General features: G+C 63.8%; 16 protein-coding genes and 1 pseudogene. 13 read left to right on the top strand and 4 right to left on the bottom strand.

Features of this window, described 5'->3' with window-relative positions; genetic code table 11:
- Positions 1-391: 391 nt before the first annotated feature.
- Positions 392-1009: a J domain-containing protein gene (locus tag ACTHNR_RS20510; protein WP_440549495.1), complete on the top strand. Its 618-nt coding sequence runs from the start codon at positions 392-394 to the stop codon at positions 1007-1009.
- A 46-nt stretch (positions 1010-1055) separates the two neighbouring features.
- Here the strand turns inward: ACTHNR_RS20510 and ACTHNR_RS20505 are convergent, their stop codons facing one another.
- Together ACTHNR_RS20505 and ACTHNR_RS20500 are read right to left on the bottom strand one after the other, a co-directional pair.
- Complete coding sequence (locus ACTHNR_RS20505) at positions 1056-1901, bottom strand: oxidoreductase (RefSeq protein ID WP_440549494.1); 846 nt, start codon at positions 1899-1901, stop codon at positions 1056-1058.
- An 83-nt stretch (positions 1902-1984) separates the two neighbouring features.
- Positions 1985-3388 carry a GntP family permease gene (locus tag ACTHNR_RS20500; RefSeq protein ID WP_440549493.1) on the bottom strand — a complete coding sequence of 468 codons (1404 nt, stop codon included), beginning with the start codon at positions 3386-3388 and terminating at the stop codon, positions 1985-1987.
- A 309-nt stretch (positions 3389-3697) separates the two neighbouring features.
- Here ACTHNR_RS20500 and ACTHNR_RS20495 point away from each other — a divergent pair, with 309 nt between their 5' ends.
- The 5 genes from ACTHNR_RS20495 (at position 3698) to ACTHNR_RS20475 (ending at position 8804) form a co-directional block, all read left to right on the top strand.
- Positions 3698-5173: a sigma-54 interaction domain-containing protein gene (locus ACTHNR_RS20495; protein WP_440549492.1), complete on the top strand. Its 1476-nt coding sequence runs from the start codon at positions 3698-3700 to the stop codon at positions 5171-5173.
- Between the two features lie 554 nt (positions 5174-5727).
- Positions 5728-6021: an H-NS histone family protein gene (locus tag ACTHNR_RS20490; protein WP_440549491.1), complete on the top strand. Its 294-nt coding sequence runs from the start codon at positions 5728-5730 to the stop codon at positions 6019-6021.
- A 122-nt stretch (positions 6022-6143) separates the two neighbouring features.
- Complete coding sequence (locus ACTHNR_RS20485) at positions 6144-7421, top strand: NupC/NupG family nucleoside CNT transporter (protein ID WP_440549490.1); 1278 nt, start codon at positions 6144-6146, stop codon at positions 7419-7421.
- Positions 7422-7443: 22 nt separating this feature from the next.
- Entirely contained in the window at positions 7444-7833 is a 390-nt protein-coding gene (locus tag ACTHNR_RS20480) for a cytidine deaminase (RefSeq protein WP_440549489.1), read from the top strand.
- Positions 7830-8804: a nucleoside hydrolase gene (locus tag ACTHNR_RS20475; RefSeq protein ID WP_440549488.1), complete on the top strand. Its 975-nt coding sequence runs from the start codon at positions 7830-7832 to the stop codon at positions 8802-8804. The genes ACTHNR_RS20480 and ACTHNR_RS20475 overlap by 4 nt, the downstream gene beginning before the upstream one ends.
- Positions 8805-8828: 24 nt before the next feature.
- Here the strand turns inward: ACTHNR_RS20475 and ACTHNR_RS20470 are convergent, their stop codons facing one another.
- Positions 8829-9173, bottom strand: coding sequence for a cupin domain-containing protein (locus tag ACTHNR_RS20470; protein ID WP_440549487.1), 345 nt, complete (start codon positions 9171-9173; stop codon positions 8829-8831).
- Between the two features lie 233 nt (positions 9174-9406).
- Positions 9407-10183 (bottom strand): CerR family C-terminal domain-containing protein, encoded by a 777-nt coding sequence (locus tag ACTHNR_RS20465; protein ID WP_440549486.1) that lies wholly within the window; start codon positions 10181-10183, stop codon positions 9407-9409.
- Positions 10184-10295: 112 nt separating this feature from the next.
- Between ACTHNR_RS20465 and ACTHNR_RS20460 the strand changes: the two genes are divergently transcribed.
- The 7 genes and pseudogenes from ACTHNR_RS20460 (at position 10296) to ACTHNR_RS20430 (ending at position 20246) form a co-directional block, all read left to right on the top strand.
- Positions 10296-11438 (top strand): HlyD family secretion protein, encoded by a 1143-nt coding sequence (locus ACTHNR_RS20460; RefSeq protein ID WP_440549485.1) that lies wholly within the window; start codon positions 10296-10298, stop codon positions 11436-11438.
- Entirely contained in the window at positions 11431-13032 is a 1602-nt protein-coding gene (locus ACTHNR_RS20455; RefSeq protein ID WP_440549484.1) for an MDR family MFS transporter, read from the top strand. Before ACTHNR_RS20460 ends, ACTHNR_RS20455 begins: the two co-directional genes overlap by 8 nt.
- Before the next feature lie 17 nt (positions 13033-13049).
- Positions 13050-14531 (top strand): efflux transporter outer membrane subunit, encoded by a 1482-nt coding sequence (locus tag ACTHNR_RS20450; RefSeq protein WP_440549483.1) that lies wholly within the window; start codon positions 13050-13052, stop codon positions 14529-14531.
- A gap of 201 nt (positions 14532-14732) precedes the next feature.
- Positions 14733-16697, top strand: a complete 1965-nt coding sequence (locus ACTHNR_RS20445) for a collagenase (RefSeq protein WP_440549482.1) — start codon at positions 14733-14735, stop codon at positions 16695-16697.
- 163 nt (positions 16698-16860) lie between these two features.
- Positions 16861-18753 (top strand): annotated as a pseudogene (locus tag ACTHNR_RS20440) (glycosyltransferase); the annotation flags it as partial.
- 58 nt (positions 18754-18811) lie between these two features.
- The gene (gene galU / locus ACTHNR_RS20435; protein WP_440549481.1) at positions 18812-19711 is read left to right on the top strand and encodes a UTP--glucose-1-phosphate uridylyltransferase GalU; all 900 of its coding nucleotides are present in this window, start codon (positions 18812-18814) and stop codon (positions 19709-19711) included.
- A gap of 211 nt (positions 19712-19922) precedes the next feature.
- Positions 19923-20246 (top strand): hypothetical protein, encoded by a 324-nt coding sequence (locus tag ACTHNR_RS20430; RefSeq protein WP_440549480.1) that lies wholly within the window; start codon positions 19923-19925, stop codon positions 20244-20246.
- Positions 20247-20374 lie beyond the last annotated feature (128 nt).

Below are 20374 nucleotides of genomic sequence, written 5' to 3'. Positions count from 1 at the left end.
GTGGAAGTTATGTGTTCACGTCGAACCCGGCCATGCGTGATGCTTTTCCCGTCAACGACGGTATGGCGAAGAAACGCTTTCGCCCTGCATGAGTCGGTTCGGCCTGCCGCGCAGTCTCTCAATGCACGGCAATGATCTCGAAGCTTCGTCATTCAAATCGAAGCGCTCGATGAAATCAAGCCCCATCGAATAAGAATCGGATTGAACGCACGATTTATTTCAAGCGGCGATGCCATAGGCGAGCCGTTTTCCGGCGTCGGCGCGCAAGCCTGACAATTTCCTTGCAGCCCTGTTCGCATGCGGCGTGGGCCGATGCGCGGCATCCGCGCTTACGTGGCCGGCGGCCTTGGTGATACGATCGACGACGCCGTCCACTTCCCTTCCACGAACCATGGTGACGTTGTACGAAACGCTCGGCGTGCACGATGGCGCCTCCGACGAGGAGATCAAACGCGCCTACCGCAAGGCCGCCATGCGGGCGCATCCCGATCGCAACAAAGGCCGTGAAGCGGCCGCTCACGATGCGTTTCAGGAAATCAAGCAGGCGTATGCGATTCTCGCCGATCCCGAGCAGCGGCGCGTCTACGACGCCGTCTTCGCGGAGGAAATGCGCAAGCTGCGCGAGCACGAGGAAGAACAGGCGAGAGCGGCGAGGGAGGCGCGCGAAGCCCGCGATCGCGCGGAGCGAGAGCGTTACGAGCGATACGTCGCCACAGCGATGCGCTATGCGGAGCGCGGGTACACCCGCGACGTGGTGTTCGGTGTCTTGCTCGGGCGCGGCTGCGACGAGGCGCTAGCGGCGCGGATCGCCGACGGCATCGCGGCGCTGTGCGCGTCGCGCGCGCAGGCGCCGGCTGCCGACAGCGAAAGCGAGCGTGGACACGATGCCGGCAAATCCGCCAAGGCCGCCGCGCGGGCCGATGTCTCCGATGCCTTGGAGCCCGAACTTGCCGCGCATGCGGGCCTGTTCAGCACGCTTTGGCACGGCATGTTCGGCATTCGTCCGTAGAACCGACGGGTTCGCCGATCTCGAACGAACGTTCACGTTCGGCGAATCACGACGAAAAGTCGGTCGACGTCGACAACGATTCCCAGGCGTCGAGTTCGGCGCGCAGCGCATCGAGCTTTTCCCGCACGCGCTTGACCGCATCGACGCCGAGCAGCAGATGCACGGGCGGGTTCTCCGCCGCCACGATCTCGAGAATCGCCCTGGCGGCTTTGGCGGGATCGCCGGGCTGCTTGCCGCTGATCGACTGGCGGTGTGCGCGTAGCGGCTCGAATACGGCGTCGTAGTCGGCGATCGAGCGTTCCGTGCGCACCATCGATCGGCCGGCCCAATCGGTGCGGAACGCGCCGGGCGCGACGGCCGTGACCTTGATGCCGAGGTCTTTCACTTCCTTGGCCAGACTCTCGCTGATCCCTTCGAGCGCAAACTTCGTGCCGTTGTAGGCGCCGATGCCGGGCGCGGCGAAATACCCGCCCATCGATGTGATGTTGATGATGTGCCCGCGCTTGCGTCGGCGCATGTAGGGGATGACGGCTTTGATCATGGCGACGGCGCCGAACACGTTGACGTCGAACTGCTTGCGCCATTGGTCCAGCGTCGTTTCTTCTAGGATGCCTTCGAATCCGTAGCCCGCATTGTTGACGAGTACGTCGATCGGGCCGACCTTGCCTTCGACGTCGGCGATCGTATCGGCGATGGCATCCGTGTGCGTGACGTCGAGCAGCTTGCCGATGGCGCGGCCTGGGCTCAGCAGTTCGAATTCGCCGAGGGCGGTTTGATCGCGCAGCGTGCCGACGACGCGATGGCCGTCGGCGAGCGCCGCCTGCGCCAGCGCGCGGCCGAAGCCCGTGCTGACGCCGGTGATGAAGAACAGCTTGCTTTGCGTGAGGGACATCGATCTCTCCGGTGAAAAGTGGGAGTGCGCTCGACTGTCTATGCTACGGCAAGCTGCGATTTCGGGTAGGCGCGGTGCGCGCCTTAAACAATGCCCGTCGCGTAATACACGCCGATCACGAAGAAGACGGCGAGCGTCTTGATCAGCGTGACCGCGAAGATGTCGCGGTACGACTCCTTGTGCGTGAGCCCCGTCACGGCCAGCAGCGTGATGACGGCGCCGTTGTGCGGCAGCGTGTCCATGCCGCCGCTGGCCATCGCCACCACGCGATGCAGCACTTCGAGCGGAATGTGTGCGGCCTGCGCGTTCTTGATGAACCAATCGGACATGGCTGCCAGCGCGATGCTCATGCCGCCCGATGCCGACCCCGTAATGCCGGCCAGCGAACTGACCGACACGGCCGCGTTGACGAGCGGGTTCGGAATCGACTTCAACGCGTCGCCGACGACGAGGAACCCAGGCAACGCGGCAATGACGCCGCCGAAGCCGTATTCCGAGGCAGTATTCATCGAAGCGAGCAGGGCGCCCGCGACGGCGCCTTTCGTCCCTGCAGCAAAGCGTTCGCGCACACGATTGAAGGCAGTCAGCACGACGAGCACGATGCCGGCGATCAGCGCGCCTTCGACGGACCAGATGGCCACGACCGTCTTGATCGTCGCCGACAACGGCGCGTGCACGCCCGGCAGCACGTCGGGCGGCACGGTGTAGGTGTCCGCGCCGTACCACTGCGGAATGAGCCGCGTGAGCGCGAAATTCGCCACGCCGACGAGCACGAGCGGCGCGATGGCGACGAGCGGATGCGGCAGCGTTGCCGTTCCCATATGTTCGGGCTCGTTCACGAGCGAGGCGCCGTACCCTTCGCCCTTGGCCATGGCCGTGCGGCGACGCCACTCGAGATACGTTAGACCCACGACGATGATGAACAGTGAGCCGATCGTGCCGAGCGCGGGCGCGGCCCATCCGGTGGTCTTGAAGAACGCGCTGGGAATGATGTTCTGAATCTGCGGCGTACCGGGCAGCGAATCCATCGTGAACGAGAACGCGCCCAATGCGATTGCGCCGGGCATCAATCGCTTCGGGATGTTGCTTTGACGATAGAGCTCCGCGGCGAACGGATAAACCGCGAATACCACTACGAACAACGACACGCCGCCATACGTGAGCAAGGCGCAGACGGCGACGATGACCGCATTCGCGCGGCCTCGGCCGATGTAGCGAATGGCGGCGGCAACGATCGCCTCGGAAAAGCCTGCGAGTTCGATCACTTTGCCGAATACGGCGCCCAGCAAGAAAACGGGGAAATACAGTTTGACGAAACCGACCATCTTTTCCATGAAGATGCCGGTGAACACGGGCGCGACGGCCGCGGGGTCGGTCAGCAAAACGGCCGCGAGCGCGGCGATCGGCGCGAAGAGGATCACGCTGTAGCCGCGATAAGCGGCGAACATCAAGAACGCCAATGCGGCAAGAACGATGACGAACGACATCGAGTCTCCAAATTGTGATTGTGAGTCGTGCGAGCGCACGGAAAAATGCAGGGAGCGAGCATCGCAGGTTCCGTGCCATCAGCCGTGAGAGCGGGCTGCGCGCCCCATTCGAGCGGATTTTGACGAAGCTGTGCGTTCGTTTCGCTGCATACCGGTCTACAAACAGAGATTTGCGCCTGAATTCCACCGCAGCCTGGCTGCCGGGAGCGCGGTGCATCAATGCTTTTGGCCGTGTCTCGATTCTGAGATATGCTGTCGCCGATTCGAGACTCGGCCGCCCAGGCCTACATAAGCACAGGTAGATTTTCAATGACGACCGACCTCATCGGCGTGCCCGCGCAATACGGCGCCATCCTTCGCAGCGCCATGGATTCGCTGTTCAAGACGTTCGAGAATTTCAGCGAAGGGACGCTGATCGTCGACGCCGATGCGCGCATCGTCTGGATCAACGAACGCTATGCCGCGCGGTTCGGCTTTACCGATACGCAGCAGGCGATCGGCCTCGATTGCGAAACGGTCATTCCGAACAGCCTGATGCGCGAAGTCGTGCAGACGGGCAAGCCGATCCTGCTCGATGTCCTCGAAAACGGGCGCGAGCCGTTCGTCGTCATGCGTCTGCCGCTGAAAGACGAGGCGGGTCGAACGGTAGGCGCGGTCGGCTTCGCGCTGTTCGACGAGCTGAAATCGCTGACGCCGCTGTTTTCGCACTATTCGCGCGTGCAAGAGGAGTTGATCGCCGCGCGGCAATCGCTCGCGCAAGCGCGGCGTGCCAAGTACACGCTCGCGAGCTTCGTCGGGACGAGCGCGGCCAGTCTCGAGGTCAAGCGGCAAGCGCGGCGTGCGGCCAACGTCGATTCGCCCGTGCTGCTGCTCGGCGAAACGGGCACGGGCAAGGAACTGCTCGCGCATGCGATCCACGGGACGTCGGCGCGCGCGGGCGGCCCGCTCGTCACGGTCAACGTCGCCGCGATTCCCGATACGCTGCTCGAAGTCGAATTCTTCGGCGCGGCGCAGGGCGCCTATACCGGGGCCGACCGCCGCGGCCGGGTCGGCAAGTTCGAACTCGCGCACGGCGGCACATTGTTTCTCGATGAAATCGGCGATATGCCCTTGCCGCTTCAAGGCAAGCTGCTGCGCGTGTTGCAGGACCAGGAGTTCGAACCGCTAGGTTCGAATCGGATCGTACGCACCGACGTGAGGATCGTGGCGGCCACTTCGGCCGATTTGCCTGCCCTCGTTGCGGCCGGCCGTTTTCGCGCCGATTTGTTTTATCGGCTCAATGTGTTGACCATTCACGCCCCGCCGTTGCGAGCGCGCCGTTCGGATATCGAGGCATTGGCTTACGCGATCTTGGAGGAATTGTGCACGCCGGGGCGCGGGGGCCATGGGCGCCACCTCGAATTGCAGGACGATGCGCTGCGGTTGTTGATCGCGCACGATTGGCCCGGCAACGTACGCGAACTGCGCAACACCCTCGAGCGCGCGATCATGCTGTCCGACAGCGAGCGCATCGACGCGCGCACGCTGACGCCGTTCATCGGCGGCGTCGTGACGCCGAGGCCATTCGCGGCCGTCCCGGCGGGCGGGCGAGAAGCGATGCCAGAGGTGCAACCGGGACTGGACGATTCGAACTCCTATACGCAAGCGATGGCCGATTTCGAGCGGCGATTTCTTAGCGATGCGCTGCGCGCCACGGGCGGGCGCGTGGCCGACGCGGCGGCGCGAATTGGGATTGGCCGCGCAACGCTCTATAAGAAGATTGCCGCGCTCGGTATCGCCATTTGACCGATTGCGTCGCGACCAGGTATTAGGGAAAGCCCATGCCCGTTATGCCGTGGCATACTCCGGCCATTCGAAAAAGAATGCTTAGGCCAAAGGAGTTCATTCATGCAGGACACGTCTTTCTTTCAATGGCGCCTGGGTGCGGTTCTACGATTCGCCGCTGCGGCACTGCTCGGCTCGGCCGTTTTGACGGGGTGCGGCGCGAGCGCCCCGCTCTTTACGAGCGACGGACGTCCGACCACGGCGGTCCAATGTTCGGGCGCCGGCCCTTGGGACAACTGCATCGAAAACGCACGTGGAATATGCCAAGGCGGTATTGACGTTATTCAGCAATCCGAGGTCGATGGAGCGCATAAACTGCTGTTTGCCTGCAAGGCCCGATGAATCGCCGGCGCGGGCGGGCGGGCCGTTTCGAGCCCGAGGCCGCCGAGCCGCCAGGCCAAAGCCATCGCGGTCCGCCGCTTGCTCTCGCGATCAATGACGAATGATTGCACTTTTGTGCAATTGGGCAGTCAGAAGAGCGTTTACCATCACTTTAAACCAGGAGGCGAATTTCTATGGCGACGTACCGGCAGTTGGTCGAGCAAATGTCCAAAGTCCAAGCGCAGATGGAAGCGGCGCGCGAAAAAGAGCTGGCGAGCACCATCGAGCAAATCAAGGCGCAGATCGCGGAGTACGGCATCACGGCCGAGGAGCTTGGCTTTGCGAGCAAGCGTACGGCGTCGCGTAAAACGACGGGCGGCCTACCCCCGAAGTATCGTGACCCGAAAACGGGCAAGACCTGGAGCGGCCGCGGGCGCGTGCCGGCATGGCTCGGCAAGCGGCGCGAAAAGTTTCTCATCGAGCAGTAACAGCGCCGTTCGGCGCTTACCGAGCCGAAGGAAAAGCGCAATGGCGCTTTTCCTTCGGTTTCGCCTCCCGTTTTTCTCAGCATCGCCGCCTGTTCAACGACAATTCCAAATTCGACAGACACATGGCCTCGATCGCGCGCAATCTTCTTGGCATCGCCGCCTTATTGGCGATCGCATTCGTTTTTTCGACCAACCGCCGGGCCATTCGGCCCCGCACCGTCGTGACGGCGCTCCTCGCGCAAATCGCGATCGGCGCATTCGTTCTATTCGTACCGTTCGGTAAAGTGGCCCTCGCCGAGATGGCCGCGGGCGTCAATCACGTGTTGGACTACGGCAATGCCGGGATAGAGTTCCTATTTGGCGGGCTCGTCCAGTCCAAGATGTTCACGCTGTTCGGCGACGGCGGCTTCGTGTTCGCCGTGCGGGTGTTGCCGGCCATCATCTTCGTTACCGCGCTCATTTCCGTGCTTTATTACATGGGGATCATGCGCTGGATCGTGATCGTGCTCGGCACGTTGTTTCAACGGCTCTTGGGCGTATCGAAACTCGAATCGTTTTCGGCTGTCACTACGATCTTTCTCGGCCAAAGCGAAATGCCGGCTGTCGTCAAACCATTCGCGCGCGACATGACGGGCGCGGAGCTGTTCGCCGTCATGTCCAGCGGCATGGCGGCCGTGGCCGGCTCGGTGCTGGCCGGGTACGCGGGTCTGGGCGTACGCGTCGAATACCTGCTTGCGGCCTCTTTCATGGCCGTGCCCGGCGGGCTCCTGTTCGCGAAGATCATCCACCCGACGACCGAAGCCAGCAGGGTGCGGCTCGAGCAGATGAGTTTCGACGAGCGGCGGCCGGCCAATGTGATCGAGGCGGCGAGTTCCGGCGCCGCCGTGGGGCTCAAGATCGCCGTCATGGTGGGCGCGATGCTGATTGCATTCGTCGGATTGATCGCACTCCTAAATGGTCTCGTGAGCGGCGTAGGAGCTTGGTTTGGTCATCCGCAGCTGTCGATGCAGTCGATTTTGGGGGCGATTTTCGCCCCGCTTGCCTATTTGATCGGGGTGCCGTGGAACGAAGCCATGGTGGCAGGCAATTTCCTCGGGCAAAAAATCATCCTCAACGAATTCGTGGCCTATGCTTCGCTCTCGCCTTACTTGAAGGACAGTGCAAGCGCGGTTGCCGCGGGGCTGCCGGTGCTGGATCCGCGCACGCTCGCCATTTTGTCGTTTGCGCTGTGCGGGTTCGCGAATTTCGCCTCGATCGCCGTATTGACGGGCGGCTTCAGCGCGGTCGCGCCCGAACGGCGTTCGGAAGTCGCTCGTTACGGACTCCGAGTCGTGCTGGCCGGTACGCTCTCGAATCTCATGAGCGCGACGATCGCCGGCATGTTTTTGACGTTTCACTGAATGAATGCTGAAGAGGCCGTCTATGACGCTGGATGAATTGCTCGCTAGAGCGAAGGCGGCGCGCGAGCGGGCCTACGCACCGTACTCGAAATTCAAAGTGGGTGCCGCCCTGTTAGCCAAGGACGGACGCGTGTTCGAAGGATGCAACGTCGAAAACGCCTCGTACGGCCTGTGCAACTGCGCCGAGCGCACGGCGTTTTTCAGTGCGATCGCGGCTGGTTGCCGGCGCGACGAATTTTCGGCGCTCGCGGTGGTCGGCGATACCGATGGGCCGATCGCCCCGTGCGGCGCTTGCCGGCAAGTCATCATCGAACTCGGCGGCCCCGATCTGGTCATTCGGCTCGGAAACCTGCGCGGCGATACGCGCGATACGACGGCGCGCGAACAACTGCCCGACGCTTTCTATCTTTGAACATGCACAAGGTCATCTACGATACGGACCCGGGCGTCGACGACGCCATGGCGCTCGTTTTTCAGGCGCTGCATCCAAACATCGAATTGCTTGGCGTAACGAGCGTATTCGGCAATTCGACGATCGAAATTACCACGCGCAACGCGCTGTATCTGGTGCGTCGTTTCGCGCCGAACGTGCCGGTCGCGCGAGGGGCCGCCGCACCGTTGCGGCGAATGGCGCCTGAACCCGTGAACTGGATTCACGGCGACGACGGCCTTGGCAATACAGCGTTGCAATCCGATAGCGCGGCTGCCGCCAGCGCGCTCGACGCGCGCGCCGCGCATCGCTTCATCATCGATACGGTTCGCGCTTCTCCCGGCGAAGTCACGCTCGTGGCCGTCGGGCCGCTGACCAATCTTGCGCTCGCGCTGCGGGAGGATCCCGAGATCGCCCAGCTCGTGAAGCAAGTGGTCGTGATGGGCGGCGCGTTCGGCACGGACGGTGTGAACGGCAATGTGTCGCCGGCCGCGGAGGCGAACATGCTGGGCGATCCGGACGCGGCCGATCTCGTCTTCGGCGCGGCTTGGCCTGTGGCGATCGTCGGCCTCGACGTGACCGAGCGCACGATCATGACGACCGACTATCTGGCGAAACTGCGCGACGAAGCGGGGGAGGCGGGACGCTTCGTATGGGACGTGTCTCGGCACTACGAAGCCTTCCACCAAACGAGCGCGGGGCTGGGGGGAATCTACGTGCACGATTCGTCGGCGGTGGCGTATGTGCTGGCGCCGCAGCTCTATACGACGCGCAGCGGGCCCGTGCGCGTGTTGACCGACGGCATTGCGGCCGGCCATACGATTCAAAAGCCGACGGCATTCGCGGCGCCCGCGCCCGACTGGGACGATCGGCCTTCGTGCGAGGTGTGCGTCGGCGTGGACGCGGAGCAGATGCTCGCGCTCTATGCTCGGACGTTGCGCGGCGAGGTATAGCAGCGCGGTGCCGCGCCGCGGGCCTTATGCCGGTGCCGGCGCTTCCGGCCCGAAGAAAATGACCCACGTGCTGAAATCGGCGGTGAACTGCTCGAACCGGTGCTCGACATGCGCGGGCACGAACAGCAGATCGCCGGCGCGGAATTCGGTGCGCTCGCCTGCGCGCATGAACACGCCCGATCCCGACGCGACGATGTACAGTTCGTCGCGTTTATGGGGGGATTGCGTGTCGGTCCCGCGCGGCGCGAACAATTCGACCGTTACATCGCCACGCTGAAATAAAACCGCGAACGGTTGCGGTAGGGCGCAGAGGGCTTGCGCGGCATCGCTCAATGCAATGCGCGGGACGTCGTCGGGAATCGGATGCACGGTCGGCTCCTAGTGGCGAACGCTGTGGGTGGCATTGTCGATCCAGCATTGCGTCGTCGAACAGAGACAGTTGCACTGGCGCGGGGCGTGCCAGTCGCTCCCGAAAACACTCACCTTTGGCATCGTTGGTCGCGCCTGCGCGCGCCTGTGCGGGCGGCTTCCGTCCATCGCAGCGCGGGTGGTCCCGAAAACACTCACCTTTGGGGTTCGGCGACACGCCGAGCATCGACACGTTAGCCCTTGCGCCGACGCGCGGCCTCGCCCTTCTTCTTGTCGCCGCTCGTCGATTTTCGCGCCGGCGCCTTTGCCTCGCGTTCGCCGGCCCACATCAGCAATAGCGCACGTGAGTTCGTGAAAATCGTTTGCTTCACGAGATCGACCTTCTCAGCGTCGATCTCCGACCACCCCAGCAGCGTCATGACACTGCGCGGCGCCAAGTGAAACGCCATGAATTGGCCGTGCAACGCGAGCAGCCGAAGAATGGTGACTGAATCGTCAGGGGCCGTACCCGTGATCTTTCCGATGATCGCCGTCGCGACGCCGTTCAAAGGACCGCGCACGCGCTGCTGAAAAATCTCCGTTGCGATCGGCGGCTCCTGTCCGCCTTGTTCGCGTACGAAAAAGAGCTTCAACGTCGGCTCGGCCGGCGCACTGAGCGCCTTGTCGATCATCACGCCTTGGATCTCGATGAACGCTTCGATCAGCCGGGCTGTGTCGTCCGTCGTGTCGAGCGTTTCGGTCGCGCGCTGCACGACTGGACCGAATTTGCGCCACACCTCGTCCGCCAGATGCTCGACGCAGGCGCGGTAGACCCCTTCCTTGTTTTCGAAGTAGTACTGCAGCGCCGGCGCGTTGACGCCCGCGCGCGCGGCGATGTCGCGCGTCGAAGCCGCGACGAACCCATGTTCGCCGAACAGCTCGATCGCCGATTGAATGATGCGAAGCCGCGTTTCCTCGCCGCGTGCATACCCGCTTTCGGTCGAACGGCGAAGGCGCTTCGTTTCGCTCATGGGAATTCCTTTCAAACGATGGCGGAGGGGTTGGGTAAGAAATATATCACTTGACACAATTTTTCCGACTGGAATAATTGTGGCCGCTTCACCCCACGAGAGGATGCTAAGGATGTCAACGACAATCGACGCGCGGCCACGCGGCCAGGCGCAACAAGAGTCCGGCGGCAACGCCCCGCGGCGCGCACGCAGCCGCGGCTGGCTCATCGGCGTATCGCTCCTCTTGCTCGTGGCCGGCATCGCGTGGTTCGCGCACTGGTGGACGGTCGGTCGTTTCATCGAAAGCACGGATGACGCGTACCTCCAAGCCGACAGCGTGACCGTCGCACCGAAAATCAGCGGGTACGTCACACAAGTTTTGGTGCGGGACAACGAAACCGTGGCTGCGGGTGCGCCGCTCGTTCGGCTCGATACTCGGCAGTACGAAGCATCGCTCGCGCAGGCGCGGGCGACGGTCGATGCACGAGAGGCGGACCTGGCGCGCGCTCAAGCGGACTTGAAACAGCAGCAGGCCAGCGTCGCGCAAGCGCTGGCGCAAGAGCAGGTGGCGCGCGTCGCTGCACAGCATGCGCAAGACGACGTCAATCGATACACGCCGCTGGCGGCCACAGGCGCCGAAACGAGCGAACGGCTGGCGAGCCTCGTCAGTACGCGCGACCAGGCGCGCGCCACGCTCGCGGCCAATGCCGCCGGCGTGCGGTCGGCGCAAACGCAAATCGATGCGACGACCGCCCAGATCGCGCAAGCGCGCGCACAGTTGGAGGCCGCGCAAGCCTCGTTGCGCCAGGCGCAACTCGACGTCAACGACACGACGCTCTACAGCCCCATCGCCGGCCGCGTGGGCGATCGTTCCGTGCGGATCGGGCAGTACGTCCAGCCCGGCACGCGCTTGTTGACCGTCGTGCCCGTGCAGAGCATTTATCTCGAGGCGAATTTCAAGGAAACGCAGATCGGCCACATGCTGCCGGGTCAACGCGCGACCCTGCACGTCGATGCGTTGCGCGGCGTCGATCTTCATGGTGTCGTCGATAGCTTCGCCCCTGGCACCGGCGCCCAATTCGCCTTGCTGCCGCCGGAAAACGCCACGGGCAATTTCACGAAGATCGTGCAGCGCGTGCCGGTGCGCATCCGAGTCGACGCCGATGCGCAAACGCGCAGTTTGCTGCTGCCTGGCCTATCGGTGACGGTCGATGTCGATACGCGCACGGTGCGCGCGGGCGACCAACGGCTCGCGGCCGCCAACAGCCATGGCTGAGGCCACCTTGACAGCGGGCGCCGGCGGCGCGCCAGGGCACCCGGAGCGCGCGAGCGCCGGCGATTGGATCGCCGTCGCGGCCGGGGCGCTGGGCGCGCTGATGGCCACGCTCGACATCTCCATCACGAATTCGGCGCTGCCGCAAATTCAAGGGTCGGTGGGGGCGACCGGCACCGAGGGCACGTGGATTTCGACGGGCTACCTGATGTCGGAAATCGTCATGATCCCGCTGGCCGCATGGCTCACGCGCGTGTTCGGCCTGCGCAACTTCTTGCTGACGAACGCCGCGTTGTTCATATTTTTCTCGATGATGTGCGGGCTGTCGCATTCGCTCGACTGGATGATCATCGGGCGCGTCGGTCAAGGTTTCACGGGCGGCGCGATGATTCCGACCGGGCAGACGATCATTCGCACCCGGTTGCCGCGCGCGCAGCTCGCGGTGGGTATGACGATCTTCGGCCTCATCGTGTTGCTCGGGCCACTGCTCGGGCCCGTGCTCGGTGGGTGGCTTGCCGAGAACATCTCGTGGAAATGGTGCTTTTTCATCAACCTGCCCGTGTGCATCGCGTTGATCGCGTTGCTGATCGCGGGGCTGCCCTCCGATCCTCCGCACTGGCACGACTTCATCAACGCGGATTGGATCGGCATCGTCGGCCTTTCGATCGGGCTGAGTTCCTTGACGCTCGTGCTCGAAGAGGGGCAGCGCCATCAATGGTTCGAATCGAGCGAAATCACGATGTTCGCCGCCGTCGCCGCGCTCGGTTTCGTACTGATCGGGATTTCGCAGTTCGTCGCGCGTAAGCCCATCATGCGCCTTTCGCTGCTGCGCAACCCGCGCTTTGCGAGCGTCATCGTCATCGTGTTCGCCGTCGGCGCGGGCTTGTACGGCGTGGCTTATCTCGTGCCGCAGTTTCTCAGCTTGATTTCGGGCTACAACGCCGAACAGTCGGGCGACATCATGCTGCTCGCGGGCGTCCCCGCGTTCTTCATGATGCCGATTTTGCCGCGGCTGCTCGGCAAGGTCGATTTTCGCGTGCTCGTCATCGGCGGATTGCTGTGCTTCGCCGTGAGTTGCATGCTCGATACGAGTCTGACCGCGCAAAGCGCCGGGATAGACTTTCTGTGGTCGCAGTTGCTGCGCGGCGTGGGACAAATGCTGGCGATGATGCCGCTCAATCAGGCGTCGATGTCGGCGGTCTCGCGCGAGGAATCGGGCGACGCGGCCGGGTTGTACAACATGGCGCGCAACATGGGCGGCTCGGTGGGGCTGGCTGTGATCGGCGTCATCATCGATCGCCGCACCGCGTTTCACGCCGCGGCGCTGCGCGAATCGGTCACGGCCAATTCGTCGATCGGTCAGGCGAGGATGGCGGCGAGCGCGGCCGACTGGTTCGTGCGCACCGGCGATTTAGCCTACGCGAAGATGCAGGCGCTCGCGCAATTTGCCGCGCAGATCCAGCAGCAAGCGTCCGTCATGACGTACTCCGAAACGTTTTACGTGCTGGCCATTGCGCTCGCCGCCTGCATTCCGCTTGCGCTCATGCTGAAAACGCCGGCCGCCGCGCCGGGCAGCCCGCCTTCCGCGGGACATTGACGCTTCAGGTCACCACCATGTCGATTCGCCGTTCTTCCTATTTGTCTCAACTTGCCGCTCCCGCCTGCGCGCTGGCCGCACTGTGCATGTTGTCGGCTTGCGCCGTGGGCCCCGACTATCACGGCGCGCCGAGCGTCGCGGCCGATTCGCTGAAGGCGCCTGCGTTCGTGCGCGCGCCGGCCACCGGCGTGGCAGCCGGCGCACCCGCCGCGAGCGCATGGTGGCGCGAGCTCGGCGATCCGCAGCTCGACGCGCTCGTCGACGCGGCGCTCGCGCACAATCCGGACATCCATGCCGCGCAGGCCCGCTTGCGGGAGGCGCGCGCGCAGCTCATGGGACAGCGGGCGAACGAGCTTCCGAAAGCATCGGCCACCGCGGCCGCGGTGCGCATGCGCAGCCCCGATCTGTCGGCGTTGTCCTCCGGCAACAACGGGGGCGGCGGCGGATCGGGCCGGGGGCCGCTGCAGCTCTATACGCTGGGCCTCGACGCGTCGTGGGAGATCGATGTGTTCGGCGGCACGCGTCGCGCGGTCGAAGCGGCCTCGGCGCAAGCCGACGCGATCGACGCCGATCTCGCCGACACGCAAGTCTCGCTGGCCGCCGAAGTGGCGCAGGCCTATATCGATCTGCGCGACGAGCAGCAACGGCTCTTGCTTGCGCGGCAATCGGCCGATCTGCAGCAGCGCATGCTCGCATTGACGCAAGAGCGGCGCGCGCACGGCACGGCCGCCGATGTCGACGTCGAGCGCCTTTCCGGGCAAGTCCAAACCACGCGCGCCGCGCTCGTACCGCTCGACGAACAAATTGCCGAATCGCTCGATCGATTGGCGGTGCTGACCGGCCGCGCACCGGGCGATCTCGATGCCGAGCTATCGGCTCACAAGCCATTGCCGACGTTGCCGTCGACGGTCCAGGTGGGCGATCCGGCTTCGCTGCTGCGGCAACGCCCCGATATTCGCGCGGCCGAGCGCCGGCTGGCTTCGAGCAACGCGCAGATCGGCGAGCACGTCGCCGACTACTTCCCTAAGGTATCGCTGCTGGGCGATCTCGGCTTCACGGCGGCCGACCCGGGCCATTTGGTTAGGAAAGCTAACTTTTCTTGGCTGGGCGTGCCGTATCTGCAGTGGAACATCCTCGACTTCGGCCGGACGGCGGCCGATGTGAATTCGGCCAAGGCGTCGCGAGACGAGGCCGCGGCGCACTATGAACATACGGTGCTCGCCGCGCTCGAGGATGCGAACTCGGCCCTGTCGCGCTACGGTCATCAGCGCGAGCACGTCGTGCGTCTCGAAGAAGTCGACGCATCGGCGCAGCGCGCATCGACGCTCATGCGGCAGCGCTACGCCGCGGGTGTCGCGACGGCGATCGACCTGCTCGATACGGAGCGCACGCAGTTTTCGGCCCAGCAAGACGTGGTGGCGGGGCGGGCCGAGCTGCTCAAGGATTTCGTCCTGCTGCAAAAGAGCCTGGGCTTGGGCTGGCATTCCGACGCCAGCTAAGCGTGCGACACCGGCCTGGTTCGATTCGCGCTTGCACGCGCCGTCGTTCGCCGGCGCGCCACATGCATAGGCCTTCGATGCGTGGGCAGCTATCAGCCTAGGTAGCTGGTCACCCGCCGTGCGCCCTCCTAGAGTCGTTCCGTCGGCGAGCTACCCGCACACCGCGCGTTCCGCTCTCGCCGACCGGTGACGGGAGGGGTGATGAGAACAATCGTACGTGCGGCATGCACCGCCATGCTGGGTTTGACTTGTGCGTTCGCGATGACCGGCAGCTACGCCGGCGGCATCGACGCTCGGCATCGAAACGCAACCGACGTGGGCGTGGCCGACACGCATCGGCATGACGTTCCCATGCCGCATAAGCCGTCGCTGCTGCCGCCGACGCAAATCGAGCAGCGCTATTATCTGCCGCCTAGCGGCCGGTTGCGGCAGGAATTGATTCCACCCGAACTGCGCAAGTCGATGCATGCCGGCGAACTCACGCCCAGCGAAACGGCATGCAGCGACATGACGGCGCTGGCAAGCCACCAAGCCGACGATCTGGCCGACTACCTGGTCGGTCTGCCCAGCGCCGATTGCTTGACGCCGCTGTTTGCGCTCGCGCCTTCGCTGGCGGCGAGTGTCTTCTCGCATGGCAATCTGCTAGCCGTCGCACAGCGCTTTGCGTTCGCGGGCATCTCCTATACGTCGAAGGGCACGGCGCTCGCCAATCTAGGCGTGTTCTTTCGCGCGGCCTATTCGCTCGCGAACGAAGGACGCATCAAGGCGATCGGCGAAGATGTCCTCGCGTGGCTGCGGCCTTCGATCGTGGCGCTCGTCGCGGGCGATAGGTTGTTCGCCCCCAACGAGGACGCGCCGACCACGGCAGGCACGGTCATCATGCTGATCACCGACATGCGCGACGAAGCCAATTACCTCGATCTCATGAAGTGGTGGGTGACGCGCTTCACCAATACGCCGAGGCATCCTAATGCGGCCCATGCGCTCGACGATCCCACGGTAGGCTACGGATTTACCGGGCTTCTAACGGTTTTCTACTTCGCTCACTCGAGAGCCGACGCGCTGCCTCTGTTGGAAAACGACCCCTCGTATGCGACGGCCCTCTACCGCTTCGTGACGGCGAACAAGCCGATGCTGCTGAACGACAGCGCCGCGAGCTTTCAACTCGAGCAAGCCGAGAACGAGGCGTTCCGCTTCGCCCAGCACCCTGCGCTATTGCCGACCGTTCGTACGATGATGTCTGACGCGCTCCAACACTCGACGATGGCCGGCGCCGATCGCTATATCTGGCTGGGCGCCGCCCAAGCCGTGAAAGCCTACGACAACGCGAACTGCAGTTTTTACAAAACGTGCAATTTCGAAACGGTGCTGGCGAGTGCGATTCTTTCGAATAACTATCAGTGCGACGGCGGCGCGGTGCATTTACGGACGCAATCGCTGAACGCCGACCAAGCGCGCTCGGCCTGCACGCTGATGGCGCAGGAAACCCCATTCTTTCACGCCATGCTCGCCACGCATGAAACGCCGGTGGCGGACGACCACAGCACGACGCTGGAGGTCGTCGTTTTTGCCGATAGAGAGGAATATCATCATTACTCTCCGGTCTTTTTTGACAACGACGTCGATAACGGCGGCGTCTATCTCGAAGGCGAACCGTCGCAGCAGGGGAATCAGCCGCGCTTTATCGCCTTCGTGGCGACCTGGCTGCAGCCGCAGTTCTCCGTTTGGAATCTGAAGCACGAATTCGTGCATTACCTCGACGGTCGATACGATATGTACGGCGATTTCGAGGCGGCCACGGTGAAGCCCGATGTCTGGTGGATCGAAGGGCTGGCCGAATACCTGTCGCGCGGCAACGACGATCCCGAATCGATCGCCGCGGCCAAGACAGGGCAATATCGTTTGAGCGAGATCTTTGGCAACACGTATTCGATGGATGACTACGTGAATCGAACCTACCGCTGGGGCTACATGGCGATGCGCTTCATGTTCGAGCGCCATCCGGAACATCTGGCCGCTATCGTGCCGATGTTTCGTGCGGGGCAATACGGGGCCTATTGGGACTATATGCAACGGTTGTCGACCTCGCTGGACGACGAATTTGCGCAATGGGTCGGTACGGCGACGACGGACGGCGCCCCCACGCCGCCTTGGCATGCGCGCTGATCGCTGCAAAAAAATTGATCAAAAACGGGAGTGTTGCGCGCCTCTCGCGCCTGCAGGATGGCGCTGCGGCAAGCATAGCGGCGCTTTCGCATTTTTTTGAAATATTTTGAGGGTTTACGCGGAATACTTTGTTCGTAGGCTTAGGCGCTTAGAGGAGAAGCGCATGAGCCACGATATTTTCGCCGATGGACCCGCCACGCTCGATCGTCAGCGCGAGGCATCTCGCACCTCGCCGGGGGCGCCGATTTCTCGTCCGCCTCGCGTTGCGATCGTGCACGACTGGCTCGTGACGTATGCGGGCGCCGAGCGCGTGCTCGAGCAGATGATCGCCTGCTTTCCGCAAGCGGACATCTTCAGCCTGGTCGATTTCGTCGAGGACCGGCATTTCCTGCAAGGAAAGCGCGCCACGACGTCGTTCATTCAACGGCTGCCGCTCGCGAGAAAGAAGTACCGAGCGTATTTGCCCCTGATGCCGCTCGCGATCGAGCAGCTCGACCTCAGCGCATACGATCTGGTGATTTCGAGCAGTCACGCGGTAGCCAAGGGCGTCTTGACGGGCCCCGATCAGGTGCACGTCAGTTATGTTCATTCGCCGATTCGTTACGCATGGGATCTGCAGCATCAGTATCTGGAGCAGTCGAATCTGACGCGCGGCCTGCGCTCGGTCATGGCGCGCATGGTGCTCCATTACATCCGCAATTGGGACACGCGCACGTCCAATTCGGTGGATCACTTTGTCGCGAATTCGCGGTTCATCGCCCGTCGCATCAAGAAGGTGTACCAGCGCGAAGCCGATGTCATCTTCCCGCCGGTCGACGTGCAATCGTTCGTCGTGGGCGAGCAAAAGGAGGACTTCTATCTGACGGCGTCGCGGATGGTCCCTTACAAGAAGATCGATTTGATCGTGGAGGCGTTTTCGCGCATGCCGGGCAAACGTCTCGTCGTGATCGGCGACGGTCCCGAGATGAAGACGATACGGGCCAAGGCGGGTCCGAACGTCGAGATCCTCGGCTATCAGCCGTTCGCGGTGCTGCATGATCATATGCGCCGCGCCAAGGCGTTCGTGTTCGCCGCGGAAGAAGACTTCGGCATCGCCCCCGTCGAAGCGCAGGCGTGCGGCACGCCCGTCATCGCATTCGGCAAGGGCGGCGCGCTCGAGACGGTGCGCGAACTCGGTCAGCCGCACCCCACGGGCCTGTTCTTCCGCGAACAGACCGTGCCGGCCGTCGTTGCCGCCGTGCGCGAGTTCGAGCAGCACGCCGCGCGCATTTCGGCGCTGGATTGCCGCGCGAATGCGGAGCGCTTCTCGACGGCCACCTTTCGCCAGCGCTTCATGGCCTACATCGAGCAGGTCATGCCGGGCGCATCGCGGCATGGCGACGGCGGCCATCGAACGAACGGCTCAGGCGGCGTGCAAGCGGCCGGCGCCGCGCCGGTCAGAGTGCTGGCGCTCGATCAAAGCGGCGGCCTAGATGAAGCGGAAGTTTCGTTGTTGAACGTCGCGAGTCATATGAAGGAATCGGTAGAAGTCGTGCTGTTCGACGACGGACCGTTCCGGCTTGCGCTCGAAGAGGCCGGCGTCGCCGTCGACGTGCTGGACGCACCGCTCCTGCGCGGGATGAGCAAGCGACGCAGCGTGCCGAAATCGCGCACGCTGTCGGGGATCGTTTCGCTTGTGCGCGAGACGGTAAAGCGCGCGCGGCACGTCGACGTCATCTACGCGAACACGCCGCGCACGATGCTCGTGGGCGCCCTGGCGGGCATGGTCGCGCGGCGGCCGGTGGTATGGCACTTGCATCGAACGGTCGGCGCCGATCCGCTGGGACGAGTTCAACGGCTCGCGCTCAAATGGTGCGCGCGCGTGGCGCTCGATCGCGCGATTGCCGACAGCGCTGCCTCGAAACACGCATTCGAGGCGTTCGCAAAAGGATCGCGCCTGCGCATCGACGTCGTCGACGAAGCGCCGCCCGCCGACGTCGCGAAACGCGCATCGAGCGCCCCGGGCAGACAGTTCGAGAGCGTGTCGGCCATTCTCGCGCAGGCGGCGATGCGCGCCGCGCGTTGACTTCATGACGGATAACTCATAACCCACCATTTCCCTAAGAGAACGAACGATGTTGAAAGTCACCAAAGCGGTGTTTCCAGTGGCGGGATTGGGCACGCGGTTCCTCCCGGCCACGAAGGCTAGTCCCAAGGAGATGCTGCCGGTCGTCGACAAGCCGTTGATTCAGTACGCTGTCGAGGAGGCGATCGAAGCGGGCATCACCGAACTCATCTTCGTGACGGGCCGCGGCAAACGCGCCATCGAGGATCATTTCGACACCTCGTACGAGGTGGAGGCGGAGCTCGAAGCGCGCGGCAAGGAGAAGCTGCTCGATCTCGTGCGCAACATCAAACCGAGCCACGTCGATTGTTTCTATGTTCGTCAGCCTGCCGCGCGAGGCCTCGGTCATGCGGTGCTATGCGCGGAAAAACTCGTCTCGGGCAGCCCGTTCGCCGTCATCCTCGCCGACGATCTGCTCCACGGCGAGCAGCCCGTGATGAAGCAAATGATCGACGTCTTCAACCACTATCACAGCACGATCATCGGCGTCGAGGCGATCGCGCGCGAGGATAGCCGCTCATACGGCGTCGTCGACGGCCGCGAGTGGGAGGAGGACATCTTCAAGCTTTCGGGCATCGTCGAAAAGCCGTCGCCCGAGGCGGCGCCGTCGAACCTTGGGGTGGTCGGCCGCTATGTCCTCATGCCGAGCATCTTCGATCACCTGCGTCAGCTCGAGCCCCGCGTGCTGGGCGAGTTGCAATTGACCGACGCCCTTCATTCGCTGCTGGCGGAAGAGCAGGTGCTCGCCTACCGCTACTACGGGCGGCGTTTCGATTGCGGCAGCAAGCTCGGCTATTTGAAAGCGACGGTCGAATTCGCGCTGCGGCACCCCGAGATCGGCGCGGCGTTCGACACCTACCTGCGCGATTACGTCGGCAACCTGACGTCTGCAACGTCCTCCGCGTCCTAAGGCCCCGCCGTTTCGCTTCTTCTTTTCCCCCTCTCCGTTTTCCTCGATGCACGCCCGGCGTTCGCCCGGGCGTGTGCGCATTGGGCGCGTCTCGCGACATTCATCGTGCGGACATGATTCGTTTCTATGCTGGTCCGCCATTCCACCGGATTCGTTACGCGCATGCATCGGACAGTGCGCGTACCGGTGCAGCGTCGAAATGGGAGGGGCAGTGACGATCATCGTGCCGCGGTCGTGGACAGCTCGCGCGTCTTCGAGCAAACGTTTGTCGGCGGGCCGGCGGCCCGCGACGGTGCTGGCCGTGCTGGCCGGTGCGCTGGCGTGCGCGTTGGCGGCCGGATGCAGTCGCGGGGAGGATCGCATGGAGCAGGCGCGCGCAGCCGATTCGACGCCCATGCTTCCGGGCACCCGCGGCGCATTCTCGGCTCAGGCGAACGCCGACGGCAAGGCGCAGGGCTTCGATACCTCGGGCGGTTCGCCCGAGGCGGGCGCGCCCGGCGCACTGCTGCCGCCGGTCATGCATACCGCCGATTGAGCCGACGCGGCGGGTGGCCGCTCGTTTTGCACGGGCCACACGCAGCTTTTTTCGCTTCATTGTTTCAAAGGCGAGCGTGGCGGTTGCCGCAAGCTATCGCCCATCGTCTATCTTCGTAGTGCCGTCCG

Origin of the sequence: Trinickia sp. (assembly GCF_051954495.1) — a bacterium.
Classification (GTDB): Bacteria; Pseudomonadota; Gammaproteobacteria; order Burkholderiales; family Burkholderiaceae; genus Trinickia.
The sequence above is the reverse complement of the archived record's forward strand: the minus strand, read 5'-3'. Positions and strand labels throughout refer to the sequence as shown.

What these genes read in the sequence shown, in the direction of transcription:
- ACTHNR_RS20510 (WP_440549495.1), top strand. Translation starts at nt 392, where the DNA reads ATGGTGACGTTGTACGAAACGCTCGGCGTGCACGATGGCGCCTCCGAC.
- ACTHNR_RS20505 (WP_440549494.1), bottom strand. Translation starts at nt 1,901, where the DNA reads ATGTCCCTCACGCAAAGCAAGCTGTTCTTCATCACCGGCGTCAGCACG.
- ACTHNR_RS20500 (WP_440549493.1), bottom strand. Translation starts at nt 3,388, where the DNA reads ATGTCGTTCGTCATCGTTCTTGCCGCATTGGCGTTCTTGATGTTCGCC.
- ACTHNR_RS20495 (WP_440549492.1), top strand. Translation starts at nt 3,698, where the DNA reads ATGACGACCGACCTCATCGGCGTGCCCGCGCAATACGGCGCCATCCTT.
- ACTHNR_RS20490 (WP_440549491.1), top strand. Translation starts at nt 5,728, where the DNA reads ATGGCGACGTACCGGCAGTTGGTCGAGCAAATGTCCAAAGTCCAAGCG.
- ACTHNR_RS20485 (WP_440549490.1), top strand. Translation starts at nt 6,144, where the DNA reads ATGGCCTCGATCGCGCGCAATCTTCTTGGCATCGCCGCCTTATTGGCG.
- ACTHNR_RS20480 (WP_440549489.1), top strand. Translation starts at nt 7,444, where the DNA reads ATGACGCTGGATGAATTGCTCGCTAGAGCGAAGGCGGCGCGCGAGCGG.
- ACTHNR_RS20465 (WP_440549486.1), bottom strand. Translation starts at nt 10,183, where the DNA reads ATGAGCGAAACGAAGCGCCTTCGCCGTTCGACCGAAAGCGGGTATGCA.
- ACTHNR_RS20460 (WP_440549485.1), top strand. Translation starts at nt 10,296, where the DNA reads ATGTCAACGACAATCGACGCGCGGCCACGCGGCCAGGCGCAACAAGAG.
- ACTHNR_RS20455 (WP_440549484.1), top strand. Translation starts at nt 11,431, where the DNA reads ATGGCTGAGGCCACCTTGACAGCGGGCGCCGGCGGCGCGCCAGGGCAC.
- ACTHNR_RS20450 (WP_440549483.1), top strand. Translation starts at nt 13,050, where the DNA reads ATGTCGATTCGCCGTTCTTCCTATTTGTCTCAACTTGCCGCTCCCGCC.
- ACTHNR_RS20445 (WP_440549482.1), top strand. Translation starts at nt 14,733, where the DNA reads ATGAGAACAATCGTACGTGCGGCATGCACCGCCATGCTGGGTTTGACT.
- galU (WP_440549481.1), top strand. Translation starts at nt 18,812, where the DNA reads ATGTTGAAAGTCACCAAAGCGGTGTTTCCAGTGGCGGGATTGGGCACG.